At 43.8% G+C, this 22,760-nt stretch carries 30 protein-coding genes, 1 tRNA gene and 1 other annotated feature; of the genes, 30 read left to right on the top strand and 1 reads right to left on the bottom strand.

Features of this window, described 5'->3' with window-relative positions; all coding sequences use genetic code 11:
- Positions 1–4: 4 nt before the first annotated feature.
- The 13 genes from M3M37_RS02875 to M3M37_RS02815 all read left to right on the top strand — a co-directional run bounded on the left by M3M37_RS02875 (position 5) and on the right by M3M37_RS02815 (position 11,226).
- Positions 5–487 carry an HD domain-containing protein gene (locus M3M37_RS02875; RefSeq protein WP_252795645.1) on the top strand — a complete coding sequence of 161 codons (483 nt, stop codon included), beginning with the start codon at positions 5–7 and terminating at the stop codon, positions 485–487.
- Positions 488–508: 21 nt separating this feature from the next.
- Positions 509–853 carry a winged helix-turn-helix transcriptional regulator gene (locus M3M37_RS02870; protein ID WP_252795644.1) on the top strand — a complete coding sequence of 115 codons (345 nt, stop codon included), beginning with the start codon at positions 509–511 and terminating at the stop codon, positions 851–853.
- Between the two features lie 273 nt (positions 854–1,126).
- On the top strand, positions 1,127–2,164 hold the full coding sequence (gene pheS, locus M3M37_RS02865) for a phenylalanine--tRNA ligase subunit alpha (RefSeq protein ID WP_274705551.1): 1,038 nt from the start codon (positions 1,127–1,129) through the stop codon (positions 2,162–2,164).
- Positions 2,165–2,178: 14 nt separating this feature from the next.
- Entirely contained in the window at positions 2,179–4,593 is a 2,415-nt protein-coding gene (pheT, locus tag M3M37_RS02860) for a phenylalanine--tRNA ligase subunit beta (RefSeq protein ID WP_252795643.1), read from the top strand.
- 20 nt (positions 4,594–4,613) lie between these two features.
- Positions 4,614–5,273: a uridine kinase gene (gene udk / locus M3M37_RS02855; RefSeq protein ID WP_252795642.1), complete on the top strand. Its 660-nt coding sequence runs from the start codon at positions 4,614–4,616 to the stop codon at positions 5,271–5,273.
- A gap of 68 nt (positions 5,274–5,341) precedes the next feature.
- Entirely contained in the window at positions 5,342–5,818 is a 477-nt protein-coding gene (gene greA / locus M3M37_RS02850; RefSeq protein WP_252767270.1) for a transcription elongation factor GreA, read from the top strand.
- A gap of 182 nt (positions 5,819–6,000) precedes the next feature.
- Positions 6,001–8,061 carry a peptidoglycan D,D-transpeptidase FtsI family protein gene (locus tag M3M37_RS02845; RefSeq protein ID WP_252795641.1) on the top strand — a complete coding sequence of 687 codons (2,061 nt, stop codon included), beginning with the start codon at positions 6,001–6,003 and terminating at the stop codon, positions 8,059–8,061.
- A gap of 120 nt (positions 8,062–8,181) precedes the next feature.
- On the top strand, positions 8,182–8,331 hold the full coding sequence (gene rpmG / locus M3M37_RS02840; protein WP_252750162.1) for a 50S ribosomal protein L33: 150 nt from the start codon (positions 8,182–8,184) through the stop codon (positions 8,329–8,331).
- Positions 8,332–8,378: 47 nt separating this feature from the next.
- Positions 8,379–8,921, top strand: a complete 543-nt coding sequence (locus tag M3M37_RS02835) for a 5-formyltetrahydrofolate cyclo-ligase (protein WP_252795640.1) — start codon at positions 8,379–8,381, stop codon at positions 8,919–8,921.
- Entirely contained in the window at positions 8,914–9,579 is a 666-nt protein-coding gene (locus M3M37_RS02830) for a rhomboid family intramembrane serine protease (protein ID WP_252795639.1), read from the top strand. Before M3M37_RS02835 ends, M3M37_RS02830 begins: the two co-directional genes overlap by 8 nt.
- Positions 9,580–9,610: 31 nt before the next feature.
- Complete coding sequence (locus tag M3M37_RS02825; RefSeq protein ID WP_252795905.1) at positions 9,611–9,859, top strand: YqgQ family protein; 249 nt, start codon at positions 9,611–9,613, stop codon at positions 9,857–9,859.
- Positions 9,834–10,796 carry an ROK family glucokinase gene (locus M3M37_RS02820; RefSeq protein WP_252795638.1) on the top strand — a complete coding sequence of 321 codons (963 nt, stop codon included), beginning with the start codon at positions 9,834–9,836 and terminating at the stop codon, positions 10,794–10,796. The genes M3M37_RS02825 and M3M37_RS02820 overlap by 26 nt, the downstream gene beginning before the upstream one ends.
- A gap of 16 nt (positions 10,797–10,812) precedes the next feature.
- Positions 10,813–11,226 (top strand): rhodanese-like domain-containing protein, encoded by a 414-nt coding sequence (locus M3M37_RS02815; protein ID WP_252795637.1) that lies wholly within the window; start codon positions 10,813–10,815, stop codon positions 11,224–11,226.
- Positions 11,227–11,328: 102 nt separating this feature from the next.
- On the opposite strand, the gene M3M37_RS02810 is transcribed toward M3M37_RS02815, so the two are convergent.
- A complete protein-coding gene (locus tag M3M37_RS02810; protein ID WP_252795636.1) occupies positions 11,329–11,505 on the bottom strand; it encodes a DUF3042 family protein in 177 nt (58 codons plus the stop codon).
- Positions 11,506–11,603: 98 nt separating this feature from the next.
- Between M3M37_RS02810 and miaA the strand changes: the two genes are divergently transcribed.
- The 17 genes from miaA (at position 11,604) to rpoZ (ending at position 22,724) form a co-directional block, all read left to right on the top strand.
- Positions 11,604–12,530, top strand: coding sequence for a tRNA (adenosine(37)-N6)-dimethylallyltransferase MiaA (gene miaA, locus M3M37_RS02805; RefSeq protein WP_252795635.1), 927 nt, complete (start codon positions 11,604–11,606; stop codon positions 12,528–12,530).
- Positions 12,520–13,044 carry a hypothetical protein gene (locus M3M37_RS02800; RefSeq protein ID WP_252795634.1) on the top strand — a complete coding sequence of 175 codons (525 nt, stop codon included), beginning with the start codon at positions 12,520–12,522 and terminating at the stop codon, positions 13,042–13,044. Before miaA ends, M3M37_RS02800 begins: the two co-directional genes overlap by 11 nt.
- Before the next feature lie 53 nt (positions 13,045–13,097).
- Positions 13,098–13,171: transfer RNA gene (locus M3M37_RS02795), tRNA-Arg, on the top strand.
- A gap of 96 nt (positions 13,172–13,267) precedes the next feature.
- Positions 13,268–13,343 (top strand) — a sequence feature (ribosomal protein L21 leader region).
- A gap of 18 nt (positions 13,344–13,361) precedes the next feature.
- A complete protein-coding gene (gene rplU / locus M3M37_RS02790; RefSeq protein WP_252767261.1) occupies positions 13,362–13,670 on the top strand; it encodes a 50S ribosomal protein L21 in 309 nt (102 codons plus the stop codon).
- Positions 13,671–13,672: 2 nt separating this feature from the next.
- Positions 13,673–13,993, top strand: coding sequence for a ribosomal-processing cysteine protease Prp (locus M3M37_RS02785; RefSeq protein ID WP_252795633.1), 321 nt, complete (start codon positions 13,673–13,675; stop codon positions 13,991–13,993).
- A 26-nt stretch (positions 13,994–14,019) separates the two neighbouring features.
- Positions 14,020–14,316, top strand: a complete 297-nt coding sequence (rpmA, locus tag M3M37_RS02780) for a 50S ribosomal protein L27 (protein ID WP_252795632.1) — start codon at positions 14,020–14,022, stop codon at positions 14,314–14,316.
- A 114-nt stretch (positions 14,317–14,430) separates the two neighbouring features.
- Positions 14,431–14,994 carry an elongation factor P gene (gene efp, locus M3M37_RS02775; protein WP_252795631.1) on the top strand — a complete coding sequence of 188 codons (564 nt, stop codon included), beginning with the start codon at positions 14,431–14,433 and terminating at the stop codon, positions 14,992–14,994.
- A gap of 31 nt (positions 14,995–15,025) precedes the next feature.
- Positions 15,026–15,463 carry an Asp23/Gls24 family envelope stress response protein gene (locus M3M37_RS02770; RefSeq protein ID WP_252795630.1) on the top strand — a complete coding sequence of 146 codons (438 nt, stop codon included), beginning with the start codon at positions 15,026–15,028 and terminating at the stop codon, positions 15,461–15,463.
- Positions 15,453–15,851 carry a transcription antitermination factor NusB gene (nusB, locus tag M3M37_RS02765; RefSeq protein ID WP_252795629.1) on the top strand — a complete coding sequence of 133 codons (399 nt, stop codon included), beginning with the start codon at positions 15,453–15,455 and terminating at the stop codon, positions 15,849–15,851. The genes M3M37_RS02770 and nusB overlap by 11 nt, the downstream gene beginning before the upstream one ends.
- 91 nt (positions 15,852–15,942) lie before the next feature.
- On the top strand, positions 15,943–16,794 hold the full coding sequence (locus M3M37_RS02760; protein WP_252795628.1) for a bifunctional 5,10-methylenetetrahydrofolate dehydrogenase/5,10-methenyltetrahydrofolate cyclohydrolase: 852 nt from the start codon (positions 15,943–15,945) through the stop codon (positions 16,792–16,794).
- Entirely contained in the window at positions 16,795–18,156 is a 1,362-nt protein-coding gene (gene xseA, locus M3M37_RS02755) for an exodeoxyribonuclease VII large subunit (protein WP_252795627.1), read from the top strand.
- Entirely contained in the window at positions 18,143–18,421 is a 279-nt protein-coding gene (locus M3M37_RS02750) for an exodeoxyribonuclease VII small subunit (protein ID WP_252795626.1), read from the top strand. The genes xseA and M3M37_RS02750 overlap by 14 nt, the downstream gene beginning before the upstream one ends.
- Positions 18,421–19,275: a polyprenyl synthetase family protein gene (locus M3M37_RS02745; RefSeq protein ID WP_252795625.1), complete on the top strand. Its 855-nt coding sequence runs from the start codon at positions 18,421–18,423 to the stop codon at positions 19,273–19,275. Before M3M37_RS02750 ends, M3M37_RS02745 begins: the two co-directional genes overlap by 1 nt.
- 10 nt (positions 19,276–19,285) lie before the next feature.
- Positions 19,286–20,104, top strand: coding sequence for a TlyA family RNA methyltransferase (locus M3M37_RS02740; protein WP_252795624.1), 819 nt, complete (start codon positions 19,286–19,288; stop codon positions 20,102–20,104).
- A gap of 37 nt (positions 20,105–20,141) precedes the next feature.
- The gene (recN, locus tag M3M37_RS02735; RefSeq protein WP_252795623.1) at positions 20,142–21,845 is read left to right on the top strand and encodes a DNA repair protein RecN; all 1,704 of its coding nucleotides are present in this window, start codon (positions 20,142–20,144) and stop codon (positions 21,843–21,845) included.
- A gap of 70 nt (positions 21,846–21,915) precedes the next feature.
- Complete coding sequence (gmk, locus tag M3M37_RS02730) at positions 21,916–22,533, top strand: guanylate kinase (RefSeq protein ID WP_252795622.1); 618 nt, start codon at positions 21,916–21,918, stop codon at positions 22,531–22,533.
- A complete protein-coding gene (gene rpoZ / locus M3M37_RS02725) occupies positions 22,533–22,724 on the top strand; it encodes a DNA-directed RNA polymerase subunit omega (protein ID WP_252767248.1) in 192 nt (63 codons plus the stop codon). Before gmk ends, rpoZ begins: the two co-directional genes overlap by 1 nt.
- The last annotated feature ends 36 nt before the right edge of the window (positions 22,725–22,760 follow it).

Raw genomic sequence — 22,760 nt, 5'->3', positions numbered from 1 at the left:
GAAAATGACTAAAACTGATTGGCGCAATGATCCGGAATACTTGAGTTGCGTCCAGGATTTATTGGAAGCGCCCGCGGTGCAAAAACTAGCGAACTATACCCAACATCATCATTCGACGCGCTTAAAGCATTGCTTGTATGTTTCCTATGAAAGTTATCGAATTGCCAAACGAATGAACCTGGACTACCGGGCAGCCGCTCGAGGGGGCTTGTTGCACGACTTGTTTTATTACGACTGGCGGACGACTAAGTTTGCAGTGGGAAGTCACGCCTTTATTCATCCCCGGGTGGCGCTAAGAAATGCCAAAAAAATTACCCAGTTAACTCCCAAAGAAGAAGACATTATTTTGAAACATATGTGGGGGTTAACTTTGGCTCGGCCTAAGTATAAGGAAAGTGTCATCGTATCTTTGGTAGACGATTATGCGGCGGTTAATGAATTTATGACCCCACTGGAAAGTAAAGTAAAAAAAGCTTTGAAAAAATAATTGATTAAGGAGGCCCTTTCGATGGGAAAAAGACGAATGAGGGACGAAACCTGTTTATGTGCTAGCTTTCAGGAAGCATTCCAAATTTTAGGGCGCAAGTGGAACGGAATGATCATTCAATCTTTATTGGTGAGTGGACCACTCCGGTTTGGAGAACTAGCCTTAAAGGTTCCTAATTGTAGTGATCGCGTTCTAACGGCCCGGTTAAAGGAATTGCAGGGTTATGACATTGTTACTAGAAAGACCAGTGATGATTCAGCATTGATTTTGTATGATTTAACTCCCAAAGGACAAGATTTACGTCCGGTAATGGAAGCCACTCATGATTGGGCAGATAAATGGTGTAATGGCAACGATGAAGCTTGACCCACTGTCCAGAATGATTTATATTTTTAGTAACTACGATAGTCAAAGAGGTAGTAAGTTTCTACTGTGACAGAGAGATCATGGAGGCTGAAAGTGATCAAAGAAACCGAATTCGCTTGTGGCTGTAGGCATCATGCTGAAAAATGTCCGACTGGTGATCGTTATCCATCAAATGAGTGCGTAGGGAAACCTACGAATTTGGGTGGTAACGCGAAGCTTCGTCCCGGTCTGGGGTGGAGCTTTTTTTCTGGACAAAATTAAAGGAGGATTTCCATGAGTTTGCAAACGGAGTTAGAAACGATTAAGGACAATGGTTTGCAGCAGATTGAGGCTGCGACCGATCAAAAGAAATTAAACCAAATTAAGGTGCAACTTCTGGGGAAAAAGGGTTCAATTACCCAAACACTTCGCGGAATTGCCAAGTTACCCGTCGAAGAACGTCCAACGGCAGGGAGTCTAGCTAATCAGATTCGGGATGAATTAACCACTGCGCTAGAAACGAAGCTATCGGCCTTAGAAACGGCGGCCTTGAATCAAAAATTAGCTGCAGAAAAGATTGACGTCACCTTGCCAGGAGACCAAATTCCATTTGGACACCCCCACGTGATTCAAAAGATCATTGATGAAATCGAAGATATTTTCATCGGCATGGGGTATCAGGTTTTAAGTGGTCCGGAAGTCGAAGAAGAACACTATAACTTTGAGATGATGAACTTACCAAAGGATCATCCCGCTCGTGACATGCAGGATACGTTCTACATCACTAAGGAGATTTTAATGCGGACCCACACCTCTCCAATGCAGGCGCGGGCACTAGAAACGCATGACTTTAGCCAGGGACCACTAAAGATGATTTCTCCCGGAGTCGTATTCCGGCGGGATACCGATGATCCCACTCATTCTCACCAGTTTCACCAAGTGGAAGGAATCGTGATTGATAAACACATTACGATGGCCGACTTAAAGGGAACGTTAGCTGCCATGACGCATGCGCTCTTTGGAGATAAATTTCAAGTGCGATTACGGCCCAGCTATTTCCCATTTACGGAACCATCCGTGGAAGCTGACATCACGTGCATGAATTGTGGTGGTAAGGGCTGTGCTGTTTGCAAGGGCTCTGGTTGGATTGAAGTGCTGGGAGCCGGCATGGTTCATCCGAACGTTTTAAAAATGGCTGGAGTTGATCCACACGAATACGGCGGCTTTGCCTTTGGAGTGGGTCCCGATCGGTTTGCAATGCTGAAATACGGTGTCACCGATATTCGAGATTTCTACTTGAACAACCTGAAATTCTTGACGCAATTTGACTAACAGGAGGATGAAGAATGTTACTTTCGTATGATTGGTTAAGCCAGTACCTGAAGCTCAAACTTGATCCAGAAGCATTGGGAGAAAAGATTGAACGGACTTCGGTTGAAGTAGATTCTGTTACAAAACGAAGTACCGGATTGAAAAAGTTAATCGTCGGCCAAATTTTATCCATGGAAAAACACCCAGATGCCGGTCACTTGAACATTTGTCAGGTTGATGTGGGCGCAGCCGAACCACAACAAATCGTGTGTGGAGCTCCAAACGTTGAAGTCGGTAAAAAGGTGATTGTGGCCATGCCCGGGGCTCGGGTAGCCGGCAACGTAAAGATTAAAAAGGCTAAGATGCGTGGGGTTAAGTCCGACGGTATGATTTGTGCCTTAGATGAAATTGGATTTCCCAAGGATGTCGTTCCCGATGAATGGAAGGACGGGATTTACTTCTTACCCGATGATGCTAAGTTAGGTGATGAAGTTTATGACTACCTAGGCATGAATGATCCCATGTTAGACCTAGACGTAACTCCCAATCGTGGTGACATGCTGAGCATGCGTGGAGTTGTCTATGATTTAGCCGCTGTGTTGGATCAAAAATCGGACTTTATGGTACAACCGGAAGCGGCAACGGGTCAGGAGAGCAGTGCAGCTGCAATTGCTGCAATTGCTGACGAGCAACTAGCTAGTCAGTATCACTTACAAGTGGTCAAAAACGTGCAAGTTCATCCGAGTCCCCTTTGGTTACAAATCCGGCTCTGGAACGCTGGAATTAAGCCAATTAACAACGTGGTGGACGTTACGAACTACGTGATGCTATTCCTGGGACAACCATTACACGCCTATGATTTAAGCCAATTACCTGCGGCTAATTTAGCAGTTAGACGGGCCCATCCGGGGGAAAAAATCACTACACTGGATGAAGCAGAACGTGAACTAAACGAACAAGACGTGGTAATCGCTAGCGGTGACCAACCAGTCGCACTGGCGGGTTTAATGGGAGGTGATCCGACTCGGGTTACCAAAGAGACCACCACGATTGTCTTAGAAGCCGGAGTATTTGATCCTGTATTGACTCGGAAAATGGCCCAAAATGAGAACCTCCACACTGATGCTTCCCAACGCTTTGAGCGGGGAGTTGATCACGGCGACGTCATTACGGCCCTTAATTATGCAGCGGGAATGATTCAATCTCTAGCTGACGGGCAGGCTAGCCAGGGCGTAGTTACTGGAAGTCAAGCTCCGGTGACGGAACAAGTGATTAAGATAACGGCATCCCGAATTAACCACGTGTTAGGGACCGATTTGAGTGCGGCCACGATTAACGAAATTTTTACCCGGTTGGGCTTTGGCGTAGTCGATAACCACGGTGAATTTACGGTTACCATTCCGACACGCTGCTGGGACTTACAAATTGATGCTGATTTAATTGAAGAAGTGGCCCGGATTTATGGCTATGACAGCATTCCAGCAACTTTACCAGTAACTCAAACGACCGAAGGGGGATTAACCCCGAACCAACAAGCCATGCGGAAATCACGGCAAACGTTACAGGGGATGGGACTTAATCATGCCATTTCTTACTCACTGACGACGCCCGAAAAGGCCACCATGTTCATGTTACAGCAGAGTTTTTCTACTGACTTGCAATGGCCAATGACTAAGGATCACTCGGTGCTCCGGATGAACCTGGTCAGTGGCTTACTGGACGATGTTGCTTACAACCAAGCTCGCGGAGTGGAAAACGTTCCCCTGTATGAACAAGGTCGGGTATTCTACAAAGATCAGGAAGATCAGATTCGACCGACCGAAGTGGAACACGTTGCCGGAGCAATTTCTGGTACCATGCCCACCGCTAGTTGGAACCAACAGGTTCGTCCGGTCGATTTCTTCCTATTGAAAGGAATCGTTGCCCAGTACTTGCAAACATTGTCACTCCAAGGAACAATTACGTACGAACCAACGGAACAGTTAGCGCAAATGCACCCTGGTCGGACAGCCTTGATCAAACTGGATGATGAAGTTATTGGTTTTCTCGGTCAGGTTCATCCCAGCACTGCTAAGCAGTTTAAGGTGAAACCAACTTATGTCTTTGAATTAGATTTTGATCGCTTAATGGCGGCACCTAAACACGAAGCGCAATATCAAGTAGTAAGTTCCTTGCCTGGAATCAAACGAGATATTGCCATGTTAGTTGCTGATGATGTTACAAATGAACAAATTGAAACTATCATCTGGAAACGCGGGGGCGCCTACTTGCATGACGTAAGTCTATTTGACGTTTATGTCGGTGAACACGTTCCAGCGGGGCAGAAGTCCTTGGCATATACATTAAGTTTTGAAAATCCACAGGCAACGTTGCAGGACGACGTGGTAAATCAAGCCATGACCAAAGTGGAACAACATTTACAAACAGAACTCAACGCAGAAATCAGATAAGTAGAAAGGCTGAACGACTGATGGCAACTAAGCAAAAACGGCCCGTGATTATTGGAGTTACGGGTGGTTCTAGTAGCGGGAAAACGACGGTAAGTCGGGCAATTTTACAACGTCTCCTAGGTCATTCCATTTCCATTATTCAACAAGATTCATATTACAAAGATCAAGCCGAGATGAGCATGGCTGAGCGAAAAAAGGTTAATTATGACCATCCGGATGCCTTTGATAACGATTTGCTGGTTGATCAACTCGAGCGGTTATTGAACTACGAAACAATCGAAAAGCCAGTTTATGATTATTCCCAATTTACGCGGAGCGATAAAACGGAACGACAAGAGCCCACGGACGTGATTATTCTGGAGGGAATTTTGACGCTCAATGATCCTAGATTGCGTGATCTAATGGACATTAAGGTGTTTGTGGATACGGATGACGATATTCGATTAATCAGACGAATTCAACGGGATACAGAAGAACGGGGACGGTCTTTGGATTCAATTATTCAACAATATCTAGGAACGGTTCGTCCCATGTATCAACAATTTGTGGAACCATCCAAGCGATATGCTGATATCATTATTCCCCGCGGTGGTAAAAATAACGTTGCCATTGATTTACTGGCTACTAAAATTAAAGCAATCCTAGGAACAGATGACGAAGGTCCTTTACTGGCTGAGTAACTTTTTATTTGCTAATGAACGAGGTTCGTGATAAATTCTAAGTTGACTAAAATAATTGAGGTGGAACAATGGCTGAAGATAAAGTATATCCAATGACCAAAGAGGGGAAAGTGAAACTTGAAGCTGAGTTAGAAGATTTAAAGACTAACCAGCGTCCCCACGTAATTGAACAAATTAAAATTGCGCGAAGCTACGGCGATTTGTCCGAAAATTCTGAGTACAAATCAGCTAAAAATGAACAAGCATTACTGGAAAGTCGGATTAACACGGTTGAACACATGCTCCAATTTGCAGAAGTGGTTGATGAAGAACAAACCGCTAGTGATGAAGTGAGTGTGGGAAAAACGGTTGAATTTAAGGAACTTCCAGATGAAGAACCAGAAACTTACCAAATTGTCGGGGCAGCGGAAGCAGATCCATTGTCTGGTAAAGTTTCCAACGATTCACCAATTGCCAAGGGCTTGTTAGGCCACAAGGTGGGTGAAGAGGTTGACATCGAAATTCCTGACGGAGTAATGCACGTTCAAATTATTTCCGTTCAATAATGACCAAGTAAGAAGACTCGCAAAGGTTTGCCTTTCGCGAGTTTTTTTCTTGTGGGTAAGATTTAAGTTAACTTTAAGAATAATCAGATTGCGGTTAATTCGGGATAATGTGATAATGTGAGTAGTTGTCTTCTGAGGCAATCACTGATTAATGAAAATACAAAATGAAGAGGAGCAACATCGTGGGTAATTTCTTTGGTAGATTTTTCAAGAAAAAAACACGAACGAAACGACAAGAAACTGGCAATAAGCGAATTCCCTTCCGACTTAATTTGATTTTTCTGTTGGTGGGGTCCTTGTTTGCGGTCTTAATTTGGAAATTAGCAGATTTGCAACTAATTCAAGGTAATTACTTTAGGTCAGCAGTCAATAAAAATAACAGCTCCACCGTCTATGGAAACGTTCAACGGGGGATGATTTATGATTCCACGGGTAAATTATTGGTTGGCAATAAAACGGAACGAGCCATCACTTACACTCGAGGGCCAAAAGTAACGGTTAATGATATGTACCAAGTGGCTACGAAGCTGGGCAAGATTGTTAAGGTTCCCACTAATAAATTAACAAAGAAGCAGATGGCGCAGTACTATCTAGCTAGTACTGAACATCAAACCCAGATGGCCAAGCAGGTTCCGAACTCCCAGAATCTTAATCCAGACCAAAAGGTGGAAGCGGAACTAAAAATTGCTCAAAAAAATCCACCATACCAAGAGACCGCTCAATTTAAAAATGCGGCTGCTATCTACATTTCTATGAGTGGGGCGTACCGCTTAACGACGACTTATGTGAAGTACGACCACGTTAGCAACCAAGAAATTGCCAAGGTGGGAGAACATTCAAAGGAATTGCCAGGGGTTCAAGTGGGAACGAATTGGACGCGTGAGTATCCTGACGGAAAAGAAATTCAGGCGATTACCGGGACGGTTACTTCTAATCAAGTAGGATTGCCGGATAGTCGGATGAATCAGCTGTTATCGCAAGGTTATTCTCAAAATGAAGCAGCCGGAAATAACAGTTTGGAAGAGCAATATGAACCAGCTTTACGAGGTTCTAAGTCCCAAACGGACATCAAACTTAATAGCGACAATCAAATTGTGAAAGCTGTGAAGAAGTATCCAGGCCGCCGGGGTGATAACTTGCAGCTTTCAATCAACGGTAAGTTCCAAAAAGAACTGCAAGATATGGTGAAAAAAGCCCAGCCAGGTGGGAATGCCACTGGAACGTACGCGGTGGTAATGAATCCTAACACGGGGGCCATTATTGGAATGGCTGGAGTGAACCGGGATCCGAAAACTGGAAAGGTAACCCAAAACGATCTTGGCGTTATGAACAGCTCCATTACTATGGGTTCGGTAGTGAAAGGTGCTACGATTTATGGAGCACTGAAGAGTAAAGTAATTACCCCAGAAAGTAGCACCCTGACCGATATGCCAATCAAAAACGGGGGAACTACGAAGAGTTCCTGGTTCAACAAGACGGGAGCCGCCAATGTTGCGTTAACTGCTTCGGATGCACTAGAAGTTTCTTCTAACTCGTACATGATGCAATTAGCCATGAAAGAAGGGGGTTACCACTATGTTGAAGGGGCACCGTTGAACATGAGTCCAGATATCTTTAACATTGAACGGGGATACTTTAACCAGTTCGGACTCGGGGTTAAAACTGGAGTTGACCTACCAAACGAAACGACGGGGATTAAAGGACCCGGTGGCTTTGCTAACATTGGTAAGTCACTAGATGAATCCTTTGGTAACTATGACGGTTACACGACATTACAAGTGGCCCAATACATGTCGACCATTGCAAACGGTGGATATCGGTTACGTCCGCACGTGGTTGAAAACGTACGGAGTACGAACGGCAAAACCGGGAAACTAGGTGCAGTTCGGGAAACCATTATGCCGCAGGTATTAAACACGGTCCCAATGAGCACTGATGAAAGTCGGGTCATTAAACAGGGACTCTATCAAGTGGTTCATGGTCACAATAAATACAAGACCGGAGGGGCCCTGGCAGGCATTAAGCCAGAGATTTCGGCCAAGACAGGGACGGCTCAAACCTTCTACAACGGGCAAGAAACGACGACCTTAAGTTTGGCTTCCTATGCTCCTTCAGATCACCCGCAAGTAGTCGTAGCTTTGGCAATGACGAACTTGCCGAACAATGCTGAAAATAATAATACTGATTTAGCGAAAAACATTTATCAAGCTTACTGGAAAGACGTACAACACTATGATAATTAGCGTCAAGTAGAAATACTTAACATTTCTTTGATTAATTGGTAGAAATTAATCTGAAAAGATGGTAGACTAATATTTGTTATATTTGATAAATCTAAAAAGCATTGTTTGGAGGTATTTAACATGCGTGTACACATCACTTTAGAATGTACTGAATGCCACGAACGCAATTACTTAACTTCTAAAAATCGTCGTAATAACCCCGACCGTTTAGAATTAGAAAAGTATTGCCCACGTGAAAGAAAAGTTACATTACATCGGGAAACAAAATAAGATTTTGGGCTGTGGCCCAAAATCTTTTTTATTAACTGGAACGAAAAATGAAAACAGAAATTAGAACTAAGATGCTACAAAAGCTAACGAGCCAGGTGGTTAACCCCCATCGGTTTCAAAATTTATATCAACGCTTATTTGCCACACCCCAGTGGCAGGCGGCTCAGACCGTGGCAGTTACCATGAGCATGGATCATGAAATTCCCACGCAGCCGCTTATCAATGCAGCGCAACAAGCTGGTAAAACAGTTTTAATTCCCCGGACTTTTTCCGGTCGGCGCATGCGTTTTTATCCGCTAACGAATCAGACTAAGCTGGCAAAGACCAGGTTTGGCGTGATTGAGCCAACGAATGGGAAACCAATTCCAATGAATCAAATTGATTTAGTGATTGTGCCGGGAGTTGCCTTTTGTCTTATAAACCACCAGCGGATTGGATACGGCGGTGGATTCTATGATCGTTTTCTTGCTGATTTTCCAGGGGCAACGCTTGCTTTAGTGCAAAAAGACCAGTTACTGGAGATTCCCTGGGAAACAGATTCCTTTGATGTGCCGGTGCAGCAATTACTAGTGGAGGATGTCGATGAGTAAACTACGTAATCAACCGATCGTGACGTGGACATTGATTGTGGTAATGACTTTGGTGTTTATTGCCATGACTTTTGCCGGAGGGACTACCAACCTAACCACTTTGGTTCAATTTGGTGGGGAAGTCAATCAACTAGTGAGAGCTGGAGAATGGTGGCGGTTGATAACCCCCATCTTTATTCATATTGGTTGGCAACACTTGACCCTCAATCTACTGACTCTGTACTTTTTGGGACGGATTTTGGAGGGAATCTTTGGTCACTGGCGATTTTTAGTCCTCTTTTTAGGTTCTGGAATCGTGGGAAATTTGTTTAGCTTTGCCTTTGGTAGTGATGGAAGTGTTTCGGCTGGTTGTAGTACCTCATTATTCGGTTTGTTTGGAGCTTTTTTAATGCTGGGAATTACTTTGCCTCAGAATCAGTGGTTTAAACAAACCGCCCAGTCGTTTTTATTGTTAATTATCATTAACTTGGTTTCCGATTTATTTTTACCAACCATTGATATTTGGGGCCATGTAGGTGGCCTCGTGGGTGGTTTTTGTGGGAGCTTTACAATCGGTCTGCCTCAATCAAAATTATTGACAAAAAAAGTACGATTTATTTATGCAAACGTTTTAATTATTGTTATAATAACTTTGTGGATCATTGGATTTAATCATTAAGGCGTAATTATTACCAACGAGGTGACCAATGATGAAAAATCTATATGATGTTCAACAGCTCTTAAAGCGCTTTGGAATCTACGTCTACGTGGGTAAGCGAATTTGGGATATTGAAGTAATGGCCATAGAGTTGGATCACTTATATGAAGCGCGGGTGATTTCTCGGCCAGATTTTATGGCTGCCAAGCTAGTTTTGAAACATGAGCATCAAATTGAGGCGGTCAAAGAACAACAGACAACTGGAGGATTAGAAGATGGCAAAGGACTTAATTGGAATTGACTTAGGTGGAACAACCACGAAAATGGCCTTTTTAAATCAACAAGGTGAAATTCTAGAAAAATGGCGGATTTTAACTGACATTAGTGACAACGGCAGTCACATTGTTGATAACATTATTAAATCAATTCAACAACACATCGCAGACTCAGGAAAAACTACTGCTGACTTTATTGGAATCGGAATGGGAACTCCCGGAACAGTTGATCGTGAAAACGGAACAGTTTCCGAAGCATACAACTTGAACTGGGCTAAAACCCAACCGGTGCGGCAAAAGATTCAAGATGGGTTAGGACTGCCATTTGATTTAGATAATGATGCGAACGTGGCCTCTTTAGGGGAATACTGGAAGGGTGCCGGGAGTTTGGAAGAAGACGTGGTTTTTGTGACCCTGGGAACTGGAGTTGGTGGTGGTGTCATTGCCAATGGTAAGCTTCTACATGGTGTCAATGGTGGAGCCGGTGAAATTGGACACATTGCAGTGCAGCCGAATGGTTATCAATGTACTTGTGGTAAAAAAGGTTGCCTAGAAACCTATGCCTCTGCTACTGGAATCGTTCGGGTAGCTGCTGATATGGCTAAGGAATTCCATGGGACTTCCCGGTTAGCAGAATTAGAACAAACTGATGAGAAAATTACTTCAAAGTTAATTTTCTATTTAGCTGATAACGGTGACATTTTGGCTAACCAAGTGGTTGACCGGATTTGCTTCTACCTGGGGTTGGCATTATCAGACATTGGTAATACTTTGAACCCCGCTAGCATCGTCATTGGTGGGGGAGTTTCTAATGCGGGGAACACTCTCTTACAGCCAACGACGAAGTACTTCCAAGAAAACGCCTTCCCATCCATTCGGGATTCAACCAAATTGAAGTTAGCTGAATTAGGTAACGATGCTGGGGTAATTGGAGCTGCATCCATGGCCTTACAATTTAAATAGGCTGGAGTGACGATTTATGATCGGTGCAAGTGGATTTACCTCATCTTTATTGATGATTTTAATTGCGATTTTATTGGTAATCGCGCTTATCGCGGGAGTACGTTATTGGCGGATTTTTCAGGTCAAGAAATATACAAAATTCTTGACTGAAGATCAGTTCCAAGCAGGAATTCGTCAGGCCCAAGTGATTGATCTTCGTGAAGCACAGAGCTTTGAAACTGGGCATATCTTGGGGGCACGAAACATTCCATATGCTTCTCTAAAAATTTCGTATCAACAACTTCGTCCTGATTTACCAGTTTATCTGTATGATCAAACCAAGGTTTTAAGTGTTCAAGCAGCGAAATTCCTACATAAACAGGGATTTCAAAAGTTGGCCATCTTAAATGAGGGTTATCAAAAGTGGGACGGTAAAGTCAAAAAAGGTTAATTTAAAAACACTAGGTAAGGAGTACTAAGTTTACCTAGTGTTTTTATTTGCGATAAATAAGCAGCAAAAAAGCACTCCTAAAATGAGGAGTGCTGTGGTTAATTAACCAAGGTGAGAAGATCCTGCTTTGCGCATAACCTTTTTCCGGTTTTCATCTGCTTTTTCTTCTTGTTTTTCGATTGGTTCAACAACCGTCTTTTTAAATGAGAATAAGGCTCCAGCGGCAATCCCTAACATCGCGATTACACCAGTAGCAAATCCTTTTCCAAATTTATTCATTCTTAGTGCCTCCCTCGTAATAACTGTTCTTTCCTTGTCTATTATGCTCGAATTGCGGTAAGATATCCAGTGTTAAAACCAAATAAAGTGAGAAGAAAATGAAGCCAAAAGTATTAGCGGTCGTTGGGCCCACCGCCGTGGGGAAAAGTGCTTTAGCGCTTTCCCTTGCCCAACAATTTAACGGAGAGATTATTTCGGGAGACTCCATGCAGATATATCGTCATTTAGACGTTGGTACGGCTAAGGTTTCCCCAGCAGAACAAGCTCTGATTCCCCATCACCTAATTGATATTCTAACCGTACAGGAGCAATACGGGGTCCAACAATTTGTCAAGGATTGTCAGACGTTAATTACTGAGATTCACCAGCGGGGGAAACTCCCAATTATCGCTGGCGGAACTGGCTACTACCTAAAGGCGCTCTTGCAGGGATTACAGCTCGGGGGTCATAACAGTTCTAGTGCTGCGGTTCGTTCCCAGTTAGAAGCGGAGTTAGCACAAGTCGGACCAGAGGTACTTTGGCAGCAACTACGATCTCTTGATGCTAGTGCGGCTGCCAAAATTGACGCGCATAATAGCCGGCGAGTGATGCGAGCGTTAGAGATTTATCGCGTGACGGGCAAATTGCCGAGTGACCAGCAAAACCAGCCGCATCCGTATGATGCCTATCTAATTGGTTTAAATTGCGAGCGATCACTACTTTACCAACGAATTAATCAGCGGGTGGAACTGATGATGCAAATGGGACTGTTAACGGAAAACGAATGGTTGCGGAAGCAAGGACCGAATCTACCGGCTTTAAAGGGAATCGGATACCGAGAATTTACGCCGTACTTTGCTGGAAAACAAGATTTAGCAACAACTGTGAATGAGATTAAAAAGGACTCGCGACATTACGCTAAGCGGCAGTTAACTTGGTTTCGGAATCAAATGGACGTTCATTGGTATAATTTAGTGGAACACGAAGACCAAATTACCGAAATTGAACAAGCAGTACAGAAGTGGAGGAGATCGAATGAGCTTTAAAACCATGCAAACAGAGACCCTGAGCTATTACCAACAATTAGACGTGCAAAAACAGTTAATTTGGACGCAACCACGGCACCAAACTGCTGCATTAGTTAGTCTGGATGTTCAGTTAGCTAGTCTGGCCCAGGCCACTGGATTAGAGACAGGAGTCGTAGCAAATCCAAGTTTGCAACCCAAGTCACAACAACTAAGCCAAGTAGTACGGTGCTTACGGAGTTTCTTTCTCTTTGCTAATCTAATGAACTGGAACCAAGTTTGTCAGACAGAAACAGACGAACTTGAAAAGTTGCAGCAGTTAGATATCGATGACCAGTCTAAAAAAGCAACGCTCTATTTGATGTTAAAACGGATGCTGTTAACCAGTTATTATGAAAAACAACAGGCTGCCTTTCAACACGCTTGGATGCTATTTTTGAAGTGGGCACTAGTTGATTGTGGTTTTACGTTGAACCGGCTTGAAACCGAATTTAAACAACAATTACAAGCGTTACAGGAGCAAATTCAAAGCTAAATTGGGCGTTGACTTCCTGGGTCAGAATCAATATAATTACTAATGTTGATATTGTCGCAGTAGCCCAGTTGGATAGAGCAACGGTCTTCTAAACCGTAGGTCGAGCGTTCGAGTCGCTCCTGCGACATTCTGAATCACTTCTACCGGTTTAGAAGTGATTTTTTTATTTGGTTGACAGTGAGGAGAAACTTCGCTATACTTTCATTGTTGTACTTGTGGACTTCCACAGCTACAACCGCACAGTGTAAGTAGATTAAGTTCGGAAACGACGCTTATCTCTGGCGAGTCTAAGCAATTAATAGAGGAGGTGCATTTGCATGTACGCAATTATCGTTACTGGTGGCAAACAATACAAAGTCGCTGAAGGTGAAAGTATTTTTGTTGAAAAACTAGATGCTGAAGCAGGTGACAAGGTTACGTTTGACCAAGTTATTTTCGTTGGAGGAGACAATCCTAAGGTTGGGACTCCATTAGTTGATGGTGCTTCTGTAGAAGGCTCAGTTGAAAAACAAGGCAAGAACAAGAAGATTACCATTTTCCGTTACAAGCCAAAGAAGGGGGCCCAATCTAAGAAGGGTCACCGTCAACCTTATACGAAAGTTAAGATTGAAAAAGTAAATGCTTAATCATGATTAGGGCTCATTTTGCTACTAATCACGATGTAATTACCGGATTTGAACTATCCGGACATGCCGATTCGGGAGAATACGGTCATGACATTGTTTGTGCCGCTGTTTCAGCGTTAGCAATCACGACGGTTAACGGACTAGAGCAAATTGCTGGATTACAACCAGCAATTACTCAGAACGAAACCGATGGTGGTTATCTGAGCGTTTCGTTAACGAAAACGCAACAGAATAACGCGGCTGGTCAAACGTTATTACAAAGCTTTGAAAATGGAATTAGTGCGATTACGGATCAGTATTCTGATTTCGTAACAATTGAATAATCTCTTTATTTGGAGGTGGATGACACATGCTTAAAATGGATTTGCAATTTTTCTCTCACCATAAAACCGGTGGTTCTTCATCAAACGGTCGGGACTCTGCTGGTCGTCGGTTAGGAACTAAGGCTGCTGATGGTTCATCAGTTACAACTGGATCAATCATTTACAGACAACGTGGAACTCGGATTTACCCAGGTAAGAACGTTAAACGTGGTTCAGATGATACTTTATTCGCATTAGTTGATGGAGTCGTTCGGTTTGAACGTTTAGGCAGAAATAAGCGTCAAGTTTCTGTTTACCCAGCAACTGAAACGGTTAATAAGTAAATAGAGATTCGAGGCCCGCTTACGGCGGGCCTTTTTTATTATCGACCGGCTGTTTTACTTGCGCCCCGGTCGCTAGTATTGATATGATAATGATGGATTAAACGGAGGATTCTTATGGCAATTTCAACAGCAAAATTTAAAACTGGTTTAACAATTGAAGTGGACAATGCAATCTGGAAGATTATTGACTTTCAACACGTCAAACCCGGTAAAGGGGGAGCCTTTGTCCGAACTAAGTTAAAGAACTTACGGACTGGTGCCGTTCAGGAAAAAACTTTCCGATCAGGGGCTAAGGTGGAAAAGGCTGAAATCGATACTAAAAAGATGCAATACCTGTACGATGATGGTAACGGTTTAGTGTTCATGGACGTTGATACGTATGATCAAATTACGATTCCACGGGAAGCTGCTGAATCAGCAATGCCATACTTGCAACCCAATATGGAAGTGCAAATCGTCCAATACCAAGGAGAAACGATTGGAATTGAAGTTCCTAAGACGGTTACCTTGGAAGTGGCTGAAACGGAACCAGGTATCAAGGGTGACACCGCTTCTGGTGGATCAAAGCCGGCTACGATGACTACTGGTTTGACGTTACAAGTTCCTTTTTTTGTAAACCAAGGAGACAAGTTAGTCATCAACACGACCGACGGAACTTACATTTCACGAGGCAAATAAATAATTAGAACTAATTTTGGGGGGAACAGCAATGGCAGCTGAAGAACAGTTTATTACGTTAGCAACAAAGAAGGATGATTTAGGTCAAATTAAAATTGCACCCCAAGTGATTGAAGTAATTGCTGGGATTGCAGCAATTCAAGTTGAAGGGGTTAACCGGATGCAAGGTAACCTTTCAACTAGCGTTAAGGGTTTGTTTGGTAGAAAAGAACGAACTCAAGGGGTTAAACTGGTTCTTAGTGAACAGGGTGATTTAGATATTGATGTCTATGTCTACTTTGATTACGGCGTTTCTGTTCCAAAGGTGGCCTTGCAGATTCAAGAACAAGTCCGGCAACAAATCCTGGTGATGACTGATTTACACGCTCAGTCAGTTAACGTTCACGTGGAAGGAATTGTGCCAGAACGAACTCCCAAAGTTGATACTGATAGTTTGTTCAATAGTGATGGAGAAGACCGTGAAAATTAATCGACACCAGATTCGAGTGCTGGCCTTCCAAACCTTATTCGCTAAGGAAAATAACGCTGAAACGCAACCAGAAACGTTATTTCGCGAATTAACCGCCGGTAAGGTCGAACCGATTCCAACTTATTTTTTAGAGTTGGTAAATGGGGTGCAACAGCAGCAACCGGAGATTAATGAAACGATTCAAACGCATTTAGCGACCAAGTGGAAGTTAGGGCGATTGAACAAAGCGGATTTAATTATTCTTCAAATTGCTGTGTATGAAATTAAATTCAGCACTGAAGTTCCGCGTAAAGTCGCGATTAACGAAGCGTTAGAATTAACGAAACAGTTTAGTAATCAACAGTCAACAAACTTCGTTAATGCTGTATTAGATCAAATTAAAGAGTAGGATCCTGCTAGTGGGTTCTACTTTTTTTTACCTTAATTTTAGGGTAATCTATGCTAAACTAAAACTAAGTTTGAAAGGGGAGTGGAGAAGCATGGTCCAATTAATTGATGGGCGCAAAGCTGCGCAAACGGTCAATGAAGCAACGAAACAACGAGTTAAATTGTTGAAGCAGCGGGAAATTATTCCGGGATTAGCAGTGGTATTAGTGGGACATAATCAAGCCAGTGAACGTTACGTGCGCATGAAGGAAAAGCAAGCGCAAAAATTGGGCATTTACTCCGTGTTAAAACAGCTCCCAGAAGACATCAGTGAAGCGGAATTGTTAGAAATCATTGCTACCTTAAATCATGATGAACGAATCAATGCCATTTTGGTGCAATCACCATTACCCGACCATCTGGACGAAACCAAGGTCATTGCGGCCATTGATCCGAATAAGGACGTTGATGGATTTCATCCGGTCAACGTGGGGAAACTGTACTTGGATTTACCAGGACCGTATCCCGTGGCTTGTACTCCACGAGGGGTGATGACCCTCTTAAAATTCAATCAAATCCCAGTTAAAGGGGCTAACGTAGTCATGATTGGCAAGAGTTCGATCGTGGGAAAGCCCCTTGCAGCCTTACTATTGAATGCTGGAGCTACGGTGTCAATTCTACATAGTCAAACCCGTGATCGGCAGGATTTTATCAAAACTGCAGACATTGTGATTTCAGCGGTGGGAAAAGCGCATTTGTTAAATGATGCTGATTTTCGGTCGCAAACCACGGTAATTGACGTGGGACAAAATCTAGACGAAAATGGTCAACTCGTCGGTGACGTTGATTATCCAACCAACCCCACGAACATCGGTAGCATTACGCCAGTTCCTGGCGGAGTGGGGCCGATGACGATTGCCACTTTAATGCAACAAACCGTAGAAATGAGTGAATGGGGACTTTAGATGCAACAGGAATATTTAACGGTTACGGCTCTAAATCAATACATTAAACAAAAATTTGATCGCGACCCGTACTTAAAACGAGTCTACTTGACGGGGGAAATCTCAAACTGGCGTAAGCGTCCGGGTCACCAATACTTTAGTGTGAAGGATGACCAGTCGGTGATTAGTGCCGTGATGTGGAAGGGTCAGTTTTCCAAGGTCAAGTTTGAACCGGAAGAAGGAATGAAGGTTTTAATTACCGGTCGGATTTCGACCTTTCCGCGCAGTGGACAGTACCAAATCTACGTGGAAGGCATGGAACCAGATGGGGTCGGAAATCTGTACGTAGCCTATGAACAATTAAAACAAAAGCTTTATCAAGAGGGGTTATTTGCGCCAGAACACAAACAGCCGTTACCAAAGTATCCGCGACGAATTGCGGTTGTGACTTCCCAGAGTGGAGCGGTGATTAGGGATATTATTGATGCCGTCCGGAAACGCGATCCCAAGGTCCAGGTAGTGCTGTTTCCGGCCGCTGTGCAGGGTGAAAATGCTGCAGCAGAAATTGTAGCTCAAATTGAACGAGTTAATCAATTAGGTGACTTTGATACCTTAATCATCGGCCGTGGTGGGGGTTCGATTGAAGATCTTTGGCCCTTTAACGAGGAAGCTGTGGCCCGGGCAATTTACGCGAGTCAGATTCCGATTATTTCTTCCGTGGGGCACCAAACGGACAACACGATTGCAGATTTTGTTGCAGATGTCAGAGCATCGACCCCTACTCAGGCTGGTGTCTTAGCAACTCCTGTTTTGAGCGACGTTTTATCCCAGTTACGGACCGCCCAAACCACGTTGGAAAGCAGTATGAATCACATTTTAAAGTTGCAACAACAACGTTTAGATCAACTGCGTCAAACTTACGTGTTCCAGCAGCCCCAGCGACTGTACGAAACTTACACTCAGCAACGGGACCAATTGACCGAACGCTTACAACAAGAAATGCGACGGATTTTAACGGAACGACAGAACCAACTGGCATTAGCAATTAGTAATTTGAAAGCTAATTCGCCTCAAAATCTGATTCAGCAAAATCAACGAGAACTAACTTACCAACGCGAAAATTTGCGCCAAGCCATGACGACCAATTTACAACGACAACAAGAACAACTCCGTGGCAACGTTGCTGCCTTGGACCATCTTAGTCCGCTTAAAATTATGAGTCGGGGATATAGCCTGGTTCACAATGACCAGCAGCAACTAGTGAAATCAGTCACTCAGGTGAAACCGGGCGACCAGTTGACGGTTGCTTTTAGTGATGGAACTGTCGTTACGGACGTGCAACGGGTTATGAAAGCAAAAGGAGATCATCATGCCAACCAATAAACCAACCTTTGAAGACAATATGCAACACCTCGAACAAATTGTTCAGGAACTCCAAAATGGGAACGTTCCCTTAGAAAAAGCGCTCAGTGAATTCCAAACGGGAGTCAAATTGAGCCAAGCAATGCAACAAACTTTGCAAAATGCTGAAGATACGCTCACCAAGATGATGACCTCGGACGGTGAGGAAGTTCCGTTTACCCGGGATAAGGGTTATGAAAAACAAGCTAAAACTGACAAGCAAGATGATGAGGATGTGCCATTCTAATGGACCAAAAAATAACCACGTTAGCCGCGTTGACGCAGCAGTATCGACCACAGATTGAAGCGGAATTAACTAGGATTTTAGACCACGAAAGCACTGAGCAAACATTGCAACAATCACTGAGTTATTCGTTACTGGCCGGGGGGAAACGACTTCGTCCTCTGCTAACGTTAGCGACCTTGCTTACCTTCGATGAAACCATTACGGAGGAACGGCTTCAAGCCAGTGTAGCAGTCGAAATGATTCACACTTATTCGTTGATTCATGATGACTTACCGGCGATGGATGATAGTGATTACCGGCGGGGAAAATTGGCCAGTCACAAGCAATTTGATGAAGCACAGGCCATTTTAACCGGAGACGGATTATTGACGGATGCCTTTAGCGTATTAGCCACGAGTGGGCTTCCTGCAAATCAAATTACGGAATTGGTTGACCAGTTATCACTAGCAGCAGGATCTCGCGGCATGGTTGCCGGACAAGTCATCGACATGGAAGCAACCGGCAAGCAGTTATCCCTGGCAGCACTGCAGGATTTGGATCGCAAAAAAACCGGGGCTCTATTTCATTACAGTGTGCTGGCCGGAGTCATTATGGCCAACGCCACCGAAAATCAGCGTCAACATCTAACTGACTTCGCGGGAAAGTTTGGATTGGCCTTTCAAATTTATGATGATTTAGTGGACGAGCAGGCAGGAACGGATGAGGACGAGGGTAAGAATAGTTATGCTCATCTTCTCGGACGCAAGCAGGCTCAACAAGTTTTACAAGAAACGATTGCTGCAGGAGAAGCAGCACTAGACTCAGTGCCGCATGCTAACTTACTGCAAAGCTTTTTAACGTATTTTAAAGGATAGGAACGAATGCATGACAAAGGAAAAAGAACGAATTGACGTTCTCTTAGTAAAGCAAGGATTATTTACAAGTCGGGAACAAGCCAAACGAGCCGTAATGGCGGGCGAAGTTTTAGACGAAAAGGAACAACGCTTGGATAAACCCGGGGTTAAGATCCCCAGTGAAACCCAGCTTCATTTAAAGGGGAACGTAATGCCATACGTGAGCCGTGGGGGTTTAAAGCTGGCCAAGGCCCTCGATAGTTTTGGAATCTTCGTGGAAAATCAGATTGTCCTAGACATCGGGTCTTCTACCGGGGGTTTTACGGACGTGATGTTACAAAATGGGGCGCGGTTAAGTTACGCATTAGATGTAGGGACCAATCAACTGGTATGGAAGTTACGGACGGATCCGCGGGTAATTGTGATGGAAAACACTAATTTTCGTTACAGTAAACCGGAAGATTTTACCGCGGGACAACCAGCCTTTGCATCGATTGACGTTTCGTTTATTTCGTTACGGCTTATCTTAGGACCATTGCAACCCATTTTACAGCCAGGGGGAGAAGTGGTGGCACTCATTAAACCTCAATTTGAAGCAGGGCGCGAACACGTCGGCAAGCACGGAATCGTTCGCGACCCAGCAGTGCATCACGAGGTGATTGAAAACGTCTTTGCGTATGCCGTGGCAGCCGGTTTTTCGGTGTTAAACCTCGATTTTTCTCCGATTACTGGTGGTGAAGGGAACGTAGAATTTTTAGTGCATTTAAAGGTAAGTGACACGCCTACCATCAACGAGGCAATTTCCATTCCTGCCGTTCAAGATCAGGCCTATAAAACGTTACGAAAGTAAAAATGAACTTTTAAGGGGTCTTAAAGAAGGTGATTAAGTGCTAAAGGAAATTTCAATTAAAGACTTTGCGATTATTGATCAACTGGCCGTCAACTTTGATGCCGGCATGACGGTGTTAACCGGAGAAACTGGGGCCGGAAAGTCAATTATCATTGACGCCGTTGGTTTATTAGCCGGGGGCCGTGGCTCGCAGCATTTCATTCGGACAGGGGCCAATAAGGCCGTTTTACAGGGTCTATTTTTAGTGCCCCGCGGCGGAATCGCCGAGCAAAAGTTAGATGAATTCGGAATTGATCACAGTGACGATAACATCATTTTGCAACGAGAACTGTACCGAAATGGTCGCAATATTTGCCGGGTGAACGGAATGTTGGTGAATACCACGACCTTGAAAAAAATTGGGGAAACCTTGGTGGATATTTATGGGCAAAACGAACATCAAGCATTGATGCAGGCGGACCAGCACATGGATTTACTAGATGAATTTATTGGCAATCAATTACAGCCGACTCTTTCTGAATATCAAACAGATTTTCGTAAGTACCAAAAGTTAACTAAAGAACTTCGTAATCAGAGTCAAAACGAAAAAGCCCGGGCCCAGCGTTTTGACATGCTACAGTATCAGGTTAACGAGATTGAGAAAGCAGAACTTACGGCAGGAGAAGAGGAAGAATTACTAAGGGAACGAGACCGGCTCAATAACTTTCAAACGATTAGCAATAGTTTAAATCAAATCCTAGCTGACATTGAAGGGGACGAGACAATTAGTCCGCTTGATATGATTGGGGATTCCATGAGTGCAATTGAAGCCGTGGAACGACTAGGAGACGAATTTAAACAGATTGCCGAAAACGTGAAGGGTGCCTATTACATGTTGCAGGATGCCACGGGGGAAATTGCGAACCAACTGGATTCCTTGGAATTTGATCAAGCCCGTTTGGATGAAGTGGAAGCGCGGTTAAACACCATTTTTGAATTAAAGCGGAAATACGGTGATTCCGTCGAACAAATTTTAGCTTACTATGACAAAATTTCTGCTGAGCTGGCCGACATGCAAGCTGAAAACAACAGTGGCAATGACTTAGAAACGCAGCTTAAAACCGTGGAAACCGGATTGAATCAACTGGGGGCTAAACTACTACAAATTAGACACCAAGGTGCCAAAGAACTAACCCAGGCAATTCACCAGCAACTAGCCGATCTTTACATGGGCAAAACCGAATTTGAGGTCCGGTTTAACAGCCTGCCAGCCGGACATTTTAATGCCAACGGAATTGAAACCGCTGAGTTTTACCTGCGAACTAATCCAGGCGAGGCGATGCTTCCCCTTAATAAGATTGCGTCTGGGGGAGAATTATCTCGGATTATGTTAGCGTTAAAAACCATCTTTTCCAAGGTTCAAGGAGTGACATCAATTATCTTTGACGAGGTTGATACTGGAGTATCGGGCCGAGTCGCTCAAGCAATTGCGGATAAGATTCACGGCATTAGTTTGAAATCGCAGGCATTGTGTATTACCCACCTACCGCAAGTGGCAGCGATGGCTGATCATCAAGATTACATTGAAAAACACGTGGACAAGCAGGGCCGAACGGAAACGAGTATTGAACCAATTACGGGCAAGCAGCGGGTTGATGAATTAGCGCGGATGCTAGCTGGGACAACTGTGACTAAGTTAACGTTAGAACACGCGCAGGAACTGTTGAAACTAGCTGAAAAGGCTAAGCAAGCCGGGGCATAATCCTATTGATTATTTTGAAAAAAACCGCCATAATACCAATAATAAGTATTTTGACGAAGGAGCGGTTTAATTGACAAAAAGAGGGATGTTAATTGTCCTTTCTGGTCCATCAGGGGTTGGAAAGGGAACGGTACGCAAGGCACTGTTTGAGGATTCGAGCGTGGATTTTAATTATTCGATTTCCATGACGACGAGACAACCACGGGACGGCGAACAAAACGGGGTTGACTACTACTTCGTTTCCAAAACGGAATTTGAAGATCACATTAAAAATGGTGAGATGTTAGAGTATGCCAAGTACGTTGATAACTACTATGGAACTCCTTTGAACTACGTGAACCAACAGTTAGAGACGGGTCACGATGTGTTTCTAGAAATTGAAGTTAACGGGGCCTTGCAGGTTCGAGCTAATTGTCCCGATGGCATCTTTATTTTCCTGACTCCTCCAGACATCAAAGAGTTGCGGAGTCGGTTGGTTGGTCGAGGGACCGATGCCCTAGAGGTAATTAACAAGCGGATTCAGACGGCCAGCAAGGAAATTCATATGATGCAAAACTATGATTATGCCGTGGTAAATGATAAAATTGAAAACGCTGTTAATCAGATTAAAGATATCGTTCGGAGTGAACGCTTAAAAGTTAAACGAGTAATGCCAGATTATTTGGATAGTTTAGGAGATGAAATCTAATGTTATATCCATCAATTGATGATTTGTTAAAAATCGTGGATTCCCGTTACTCACTGGTCATGTTAGCCAGTAAACGGGCAGAAGAATTGGACCAAGGAGCTGCTCCCTTACTTAGTCACTATCAAAATTCCAAGTCCGTGGGAAAAGCCTTAGAAGAAATTGCGGCTGGGGTTTTAAAGATTGAAAACTAAGCCTAATTAGAACGAAAAAGACCATACGTAGTGGGA

The organism is Fructilactobacillus carniphilus, assembly GCF_024029675.1.
GTDB classification, from domain to species: domain Bacteria; phylum Bacillota; class Bacilli; order Lactobacillales; family Lactobacillaceae; genus Fructilactobacillus; species Fructilactobacillus carniphilus.
This window is presented reverse-complemented; position numbering and strand designations above follow the sequence as displayed.

Excerpts from the sequence above, each read along its gene's own strand:
- M3M37_RS02875 (WP_252795645.1), top strand. The coding sequence starts at position 5 with ATGACTAAAACTGATTGGCGCAATGATCCGGAATACTTGAGTTGCGTC.
- M3M37_RS02870 (WP_252795644.1), top strand. The coding sequence starts at position 509 with ATGGGAAAAAGACGAATGAGGGACGAAACCTGTTTATGTGCTAGCTTT.
- pheS (WP_274705551.1), top strand. The coding sequence starts at position 1,127 with ATGAGTTTGCAAACGGAGTTAGAAACGATTAAGGACAATGGTTTGCAG.
- pheT (WP_252795643.1), top strand. The coding sequence starts at position 2,179 with ATGTTACTTTCGTATGATTGGTTAAGCCAGTACCTGAAGCTCAAACTT.
- udk (WP_252795642.1), top strand. The coding sequence starts at position 4,614 with ATGGCAACTAAGCAAAAACGGCCCGTGATTATTGGAGTTACGGGTGGT.
- greA (WP_252767270.1), top strand. The coding sequence starts at position 5,342 with ATGGCTGAAGATAAAGTATATCCAATGACCAAAGAGGGGAAAGTGAAA.
- rpmG (WP_252750162.1), top strand. The coding sequence starts at position 8,182 with ATGCGTGTACACATCACTTTAGAATGTACTGAATGCCACGAACGCAAT.
- M3M37_RS02835 (WP_252795640.1), top strand. The coding sequence starts at position 8,379 with ATGAAAACAGAAATTAGAACTAAGATGCTACAAAAGCTAACGAGCCAG.
- M3M37_RS02830 (WP_252795639.1), top strand. The coding sequence starts at position 8,914 with ATGAGTAAACTACGTAATCAACCGATCGTGACGTGGACATTGATTGTG.
- M3M37_RS02825 (WP_252795905.1), top strand. The coding sequence starts at position 9,611 with ATGAAAAATCTATATGATGTTCAACAGCTCTTAAAGCGCTTTGGAATC.
- M3M37_RS02820 (WP_252795638.1), top strand. The coding sequence starts at position 9,834 with ATGGCAAAGGACTTAATTGGAATTGACTTAGGTGGAACAACCACGAAA.
- M3M37_RS02815 (WP_252795637.1), top strand. The coding sequence starts at position 10,813 with ATGATCGGTGCAAGTGGATTTACCTCATCTTTATTGATGATTTTAATT.
- M3M37_RS02810 (WP_252795636.1), bottom strand. The coding sequence starts at position 11,505 with ATGAATAAATTTGGAAAAGGATTTGCTACTGGTGTAATCGCGATGTTA.
- miaA (WP_252795635.1), top strand. The coding sequence starts at position 11,604 with ATGAAGCCAAAAGTATTAGCGGTCGTTGGGCCCACCGCCGTGGGGAAA.
- M3M37_RS02800 (WP_252795634.1), top strand. The coding sequence starts at position 12,520 with ATGAGCTTTAAAACCATGCAAACAGAGACCCTGAGCTATTACCAACAA.
- rplU (WP_252767261.1), top strand. The coding sequence starts at position 13,362 with ATGTACGCAATTATCGTTACTGGTGGCAAACAATACAAAGTCGCTGAA.
- M3M37_RS02785 (WP_252795633.1), top strand. The coding sequence starts at position 13,673 with ATGATTAGGGCTCATTTTGCTACTAATCACGATGTAATTACCGGATTT.
- rpmA (WP_252795632.1), top strand. The coding sequence starts at position 14,020 with ATGCTTAAAATGGATTTGCAATTTTTCTCTCACCATAAAACCGGTGGT.
- efp (WP_252795631.1), top strand. The coding sequence starts at position 14,431 with ATGGCAATTTCAACAGCAAAATTTAAAACTGGTTTAACAATTGAAGTG.
- M3M37_RS02770 (WP_252795630.1), top strand. The coding sequence starts at position 15,026 with ATGGCAGCTGAAGAACAGTTTATTACGTTAGCAACAAAGAAGGATGAT.
- M3M37_RS02760 (WP_252795628.1), top strand. The coding sequence starts at position 15,943 with ATGGTCCAATTAATTGATGGGCGCAAAGCTGCGCAAACGGTCAATGAA.
- xseA (WP_252795627.1), top strand. The coding sequence starts at position 16,795 with ATGCAACAGGAATATTTAACGGTTACGGCTCTAAATCAATACATTAAA.
- M3M37_RS02750 (WP_252795626.1), top strand. The coding sequence starts at position 18,143 with ATGCCAACCAATAAACCAACCTTTGAAGACAATATGCAACACCTCGAA.
- M3M37_RS02745 (WP_252795625.1), top strand. The coding sequence starts at position 18,421 with ATGGACCAAAAAATAACCACGTTAGCCGCGTTGACGCAGCAGTATCGA.
- M3M37_RS02740 (WP_252795624.1), top strand. The coding sequence starts at position 19,286 with ATGACAAAGGAAAAAGAACGAATTGACGTTCTCTTAGTAAAGCAAGGA.
- rpoZ (WP_252767248.1), top strand. The coding sequence starts at position 22,533 with ATGTTATATCCATCAATTGATGATTTGTTAAAAATCGTGGATTCCCGT.